Source organism: Arsenophonus endosymbiont of Bemisia tabaci Q2 (genome assembly GCF_902713415.1).
Lineage (GTDB): Bacteria > Pseudomonadota > Gammaproteobacteria > Enterobacterales > Enterobacteriaceae > Arsenophonus.
In genome coordinates this window covers 1-6,236 of the sequence record NZ_CACTIE010000194.1, presented here as the reverse complement: position 1 = coordinate 6,236, position 6,236 = coordinate 1, and the positions used below count along the sequence as shown (strand labels likewise).

The window sequence follows — 6,236 nt, the reverse complement described above, 5'->3', positions numbered from 1 at the left end:
CATAAATACATCAATTTTAATGACTAGAAATTAAAATGGCTTTGAGCGGCTTATAAAAAACTCAGTCTATTAAACAGGGTTTTTAATATTTAATAATATTATCTATAAAGCCATAAATGGCAGGGGCGGAGAGACTTGAACTCCCAACATCCGGTTTTGGAGACCGGTGCTCTACCAATTGAACTACGCCCCTAATAGATGGGGGTGCAGACGGGGTCTAACCGGCGAACTTCGGGGTGACAGGCCGATATTGTAACCAACTGAATTACCGCACCACCCAATTTACTTTACTAACGGTCTTTTCCATTAGCCTTAAATTAAAGGCTGGCAGCTTTCTTAACTATCGGCGCTACAGCATTTTACTTCTGAGTTTGGCATGGGGTCAAGTGGGACCACAGCGCTATTAGCGCTAGACAAATTCTTTTTTATTTATTTTTTATTTTGTCTTATTTCGCTGCTTTATAGAATAGATAGTCTGATCACCTACCTTAGTAGCGAACATACCTTGGCTTTTAGCAAAATTTGACCATATTTAATTTTAAAACAAGCTAAAATTCTCTCTTTCAAAACACCTTTGGTGTTGTTAGGTTAAGCCTCTCGGGTTATTAGTACTAGTTAGCTCAACGTATCGCTACGCTTACACACCGAGCCTATCTACGTTCTCGTCTTGAACACCCCTTATAGGACATCACTGTCAGGGAAGATTTATCTTGAGGCAAGTTTCCCGCTTAGATGCTTTCAGCGGTTATCTCTTCCGCACTTAGCTACCAGGCGATGCCATTGGCATGACAACCTGTACACCAGTGGTGCGTCCACTCCGGTCCTCTCGTACTAGGAGCAGCCCCTCTCAATCTTCCTTCGCCCACGACAGATAGGGACCGAACTGTCTCACGACGTTCTAAACCCAGCTCGCGTACCACTTTAAATGGCGAACAGCCATACCCTTGGGACCTACTTCAGCCCCAGGATGTGATGAGCCGACATCGAGGTGCCAAACACCGCCGTCGATATGAACTCTTGGGCGGTATTAGCCTGTTATCCCCGGAGTACCTTTTATCCGTTGAGCGATGGCCCTTCCATTCAGAACCACCGGATCACTAAGACCTACTTTCGTACCTGCTCGCGCCGTCACGCTCGCAGTTAAGCTGGCTTATGCCTTTGCACTAACCTCACGATGTCTGACCGTGATTAGCCAACCTTAGTGCTCCTCCGTTACGCTTTGGGAGGAGACCGCCCCAGTCAAACTACCCACCAGACACTGTCCTTAGCCCGGATTACGGGCTCAAGTTAGAACATCAAACATTAAAGAGTGGTATTTCAACGTTGGCTCCATGCAGACTGGCGTTTACACTTCAAAGCCTCCCACCTATCCTACACATCAAGGCTCAATGTTCAGTGTCAAGCTATAGTAAAGGTTCACGGGGTCTTTCCGTCTTGCCGCGGGTACGCTGCATCTTCACAGCGAGTTCAATTTCACTGAGTCTCGGGTGGAGACAGCCTGGCCATCATTACGCCATTCGTGCAGGTCGGAACTTACCCGACAAGGAATTTCGCTACCTTAGGACCGTTATAGTTACGGCCGCCGTTTACTGGGGCTTCGATTAAGAGCTTTGCCTTACGGCTTACCCCATCAATTAACCTTCCAGCACCGGGCAGGCATCACACCGTATACGTCCACTTTCGTGTTTGCACAGTGCTGTGTTTTTAATAAACAGTTGCAGCCAGCTGGTATCTTCGACTGGCTTTAGCTCCGGATGCTAGACCTTTCACTTAATGCCAGCGTGCCTTTTCCCGAAGTTACGGCACTATTTTGCCTAGTTCCTTCACCCGAGTTCTCTCAAGCGCCTGAGTATTCTCTACCTAACCACCTGTGTCGGTTTGGGGTACGATTAATGATTACCTATCGCTTAGAGGCTTTTCCTGGAAGCTGGGCATCAACTACTTTACCACTTTCGTGGCTCGTCATTACGTCTCAGTGTTGTAGCACTGCGGATTTTCCTGCACTACCCACCTACTTGCTTAAACCGGGGCAACCGTCGCCCGGCTAGTTTAGCCTTCTTCGTCCCCCCTTCGCAGTAACCCTTAGTACGGGAATATTAACCTGTTTCCCATCGACTACGCTTTTTAGCCTCGCCTTAGGGGTCGACTTACCCTGCCCCGATTAACGTTGGACAGGAAACCTTGGTTTTTCGGCGAGCGGGTTTTTCACCCGCTTTATCGTTACTTATGTCAGCATTCGCACTTCTGATACCTCTAGCAGACTTTTCAGTCCACCTTCTACGGCTTACAGAACGCTCCCCTACCCAACACGACATTTAAATGTCGCTGCCGCAGCTTCGGTGCATGGTTTAGCCCTGTTACATCTTCCGCGCAGGCCGACTTGACCAGTGAGCTATTACGCTTTCTTTAAATGATGGCTGCTTCTAAGCCAACATCCTGGCTGTCTAAGCCTTCCCATTTTGTTTCCCACTTAACTAGGACTTGGGGACTTTAGCTAGCTGGCGGTTTGGGTTGTTTCCCTTTCACGGGACGGTTAGCACCCGCCGTGTTTTCCTTCCGTGATAACATGTTTCGGTATTTGTAGTTTGCATCGGACTGGTAGTTGGGATGACTCACAAAACAGTGCTTTACTCGAAGATAATTTCAGGCGCACCTAAATAACTTTTGGGGAGAACTAGCTATTTCCCTCCCGGTTTGATTGGTTTTTTATCCCCAACCACAAATCATCCGACTAATGTTGAAACATTAGTCGGTTTGGTCCTCCAGTTAGTGTTACGCAAACTTGAACTTACTCATGGCTAGATCACCGGGTTTAGGGTTTATACCCTGCAACTTAACGGTAAGTTAAGACTCGGTTTCTTTACGGCTCTTCTATCCGGTTAACCTTGCTACAGAATATAAGTCGCTGACCTTTTATACAAAAGGTACGCAGTAACATTTTTTTGGGTGCTTCCACTGCTTGTATGTACACAGTTTTAGGTTTTATTTCATTCTTTTTGCCGGGGTTTTTTGCCTTTTTTTCACGGTACTGGTTTACTATCGGTCAGTCAGAAGTATTTAGCCTTGGAGGATGGTTTTCCCATATTTAGACAGGATAACATGTTTCCTCCGGCCCTACTCTTCGAGTTCACAACACTTACCGTTTGAGATACGGGGCCCTATCACCCTTTATTGCCAGCCTTTCCAGACCCTTCTCCTGCGGTAAATATTGATGTTGACTTTGGGCTGCTTGCCGTTTGCTCGTCACTACTTTGGAAATCTTGGTTGATTTCTTTTCCTCGACGAACTGAAACATTTCAGTACCCCCCGGTTTGCCTCGTTTGACTATGAATTCATCAAACGATAGTGCATTAATGCACTGAGTTTTTCCATTTGGACATCGCTGGCTAGTACGCTTCATATCAGCTTACCGGCGCTTTTCTCAGATTATCATGTCTTTTATTGTTTTTGGCTGCCTGCCTAAGCATCTACCGTGTAGGCTTTATTCGCTTAACTTTACAACCTGAAGGTGTTTTCTACTGTCTTTTTGTTGGGTTATAGCTGCGCGTCTACTAATTTTTTGTTGGGCAGTGCCCTCAATGTGCCTACGTACTTTAGTACGCTGGGCTTGCTGTGCGCTGGCTGCCTTGAATTGCTGACTGCTGACTTATAACGATTTATCATGACAACAAAAACCCAACTAATTGGAGTTTTGAGAGTTTTTTACATTATTTTTTAATAATGTGTGTTTCAATTTTCAGTTTGTTCCAGATTGTTAAAGAGCATAAGTTGGTAAACTAACTTACTGAATTCGCTTAATCGTTATTGCATTATTGGGTAAACAACAAACAGTGCACCACGCTTTTAGCGTTGTGCACTGCCTTTCTAAATCAGTAAAGTGGCGTTCCATAGGGGATTTGAACTCCTGTTATTGCCGTGAAAGGACGATGTCTTAACTCTCTATAAGATTGGCTTTACGCGCTATTTTATCAGCCAATTTATGTGAACACTCACATTTTATTTATCTAGGTAAGGAGGTGATTTAATTGCAGGTTGCTTTACGGTTACCTTGTTACGACTTTACCCTAGTCATGAATCAGAAAGTGGTAAGCACCATCTAAAAAGGTTAAGCTACCTACTTCTTTTGCAACCTACTCCCATGGTATGGCGGGCTGTGTTTACAAGGCCTGGGAACGTATTCACCGCGACATACTGATCCTTGATTACTAGCGATTCCAACTTCATGGAGTCGAGTTGCAGACTTTAAGTCCGGACTTTGACGGACTTTTTGAGTTTTACTTTTTCTTGCTGGCTTGCCTCTCTTTAGTATACGCCATTGTAGCACGTGTATAGCCCCTACTCGTAAGGGCCATGATGACTTAACGTTATCTCCACCTTTTTTTAGTTTACCACTGGCAATCTTTTTTGAGTTTTGGATCGAATCGCTGGCAACAAAAGATAAGGGTTGCGCTTGTTGCGAGACTTAACCCAATATTTTACAACACGAGCTGAGGACAGCCATGCAGAACCTGTCTTAGCGCTTCCGAAGGTACTTTTCTATCTCCTTTTATCTCTAAAGGATTCCGCTGGATGTCAAAAGTAGGTAAGGTTCTTGGCGTTACATTGAATTAACCATATGCTCTACCGCTTGTGACGGGCCTCCGTCAATTTATTTGAGTTTTAACTTTTTGGCTGTACTCCCCAGGCAATCGATTTAACGCGTTAGCTTTGGAGGACACAGTTCATGATTACAACCTCCAAATTGACATTGTTTACAGTGTGGACTACCAGGGTATCTAATCTGGTTTTCTTTTTACTCTTTCGCACATGAGCGTTAGTCTTTGTCTAGGGGGCTCGCCTTTGCCACCGGCATTTTTCTACATCTCTACTTATTTTACTGCTAAACATGAAATTTTACCTTTTCTACAAGACTTTAGCTAATTAGTCTTGAATGCCATTCCCAGGTTAAGCTCGGGGATTTTACATCTAACTTAATTACTTCTGCCTGCGTGTTTTTTACGCCTAGTAATTCTGATTAACGCTTGCACTCTCCGTATTACCGTGGCTGCTGGCACGGAGTTAGCCGGTGCTTTTTCTGTCGCTAACGTCAATTGCCAAGGTTATTAACTTTAACACTTTCCTCACGATTGAAAGTACTTTATTTCTTACTGTTTTCTCCCGTAGGAGTCTGGGCGGTGTCTCAGTTTTAGGGTGGTTGATCATTTTCTTAGACTAGCTAGAGATCATCGTTTAGGTGAGGTAATAGCTCACCTATTAGCTAATTTTATATGGGTTCATCCAAAGGGTGTGAGATCAGAATGGCTCCCTACTTTGCTCCTTAGAGATTATGCGGTATTAGCCACTGTTTTTAGTGGCTATTTTTTGCCTTTGATTAGATTTTTATATTTTACTTACTTGTCTGCCGCTTGACTTGCATGTGCTAGACCTGCCGTCAGGGTATCAATTTGAGTCATGATTAAGCTCTTCAATTAAAAGCTTGATGCTCAAAGCATGTGTTACTGACTGTAACACTTTTTTGTTTAACTTGCTTTTCCGATGTTTGACCACCTTCGCCGTTGCCGACAAAAATAACGTTACTGCATATATAATTTATATATTAATTAATTGTTTTGTCACTTTTCAAGACTTTAAAATTTAAAGTCAAAATATTTTTTGATGATGTTTGTGCGAGTGCTCACACAAATTGTTTGATTATTTGATTAATTGTTAAAGATCTTGTGGTTGTGGCCTAGGCCATGAGGTTGCATTATATTATAATGCGCTTTTCAGCTGTAAAGTCAAGTAGTTATTTCTACTTTTCTTTACCTTGCATCAAGAAAATTTAATTTAATTAATTCGTTCTATACTGACTCAGTGGGGGTGCATTATAGGCAGTTTTACGCAGCTGGTAAGCTTAATTTTGCATAATTTTGTTTAATTGATTAATTAAACAGCAAGGCATTATGTTATACCGAATTATTAACAGAGTTATCCACAAAAATAAAATAACAAAAATTATAGCGAAATACGCAAGCGAAATACGCAAGCGAAATACGCAAACGTTTGTTTTACAATTGCGTTTGCGACAAAAAATATTTGATTGAAACTAGTTATTTTTGAATATCATTTGTAATAGCGAATAGCCATAAAATTTAATTAATGTTTTAAAACATTTTATTATTCCAAGGGATCTATTTCATGCTTCAACTCCGCCCTATTCAGCGTGCTCTACTGAGTGTTTCTGACAAAGAAAGTAT

At 42.8% G+C, this 6,236-nt stretch carries 1 tRNA gene and 2 rRNA genes; all 3 read right to left on the bottom strand.

Going from position 1 to position 6,236, the window contains the following annotated elements:
• Positions 1–117: 117 nt before the first annotated feature.
• The 3 genes from ARSQ2_RS14720 to ARSQ2_RS14710 all read right to left on the bottom strand — a co-directional run bounded on the left by ARSQ2_RS14720 (position 118) and on the right by ARSQ2_RS14710 (position 5,471).
• Positions 118–193 (bottom strand) — tRNA-Trp (locus tag ARSQ2_RS14720).
• 391 nt (positions 194–584) lie between these two features.
• Positions 585–3,495, bottom strand: a 23S ribosomal RNA gene (locus ARSQ2_RS14715).
• A 514-nt stretch (positions 3,496–4,009) separates the two neighbouring features.
• A 16S ribosomal RNA gene (locus ARSQ2_RS14710) occupies positions 4,010–5,471 on the bottom strand.
• Together the 16S and 23S rRNA genes with 1 tRNA gene alongside form the textbook arrangement of a ribosomal RNA operon.
• Positions 5,472–6,236: the final 765 nt, after the last annotated feature.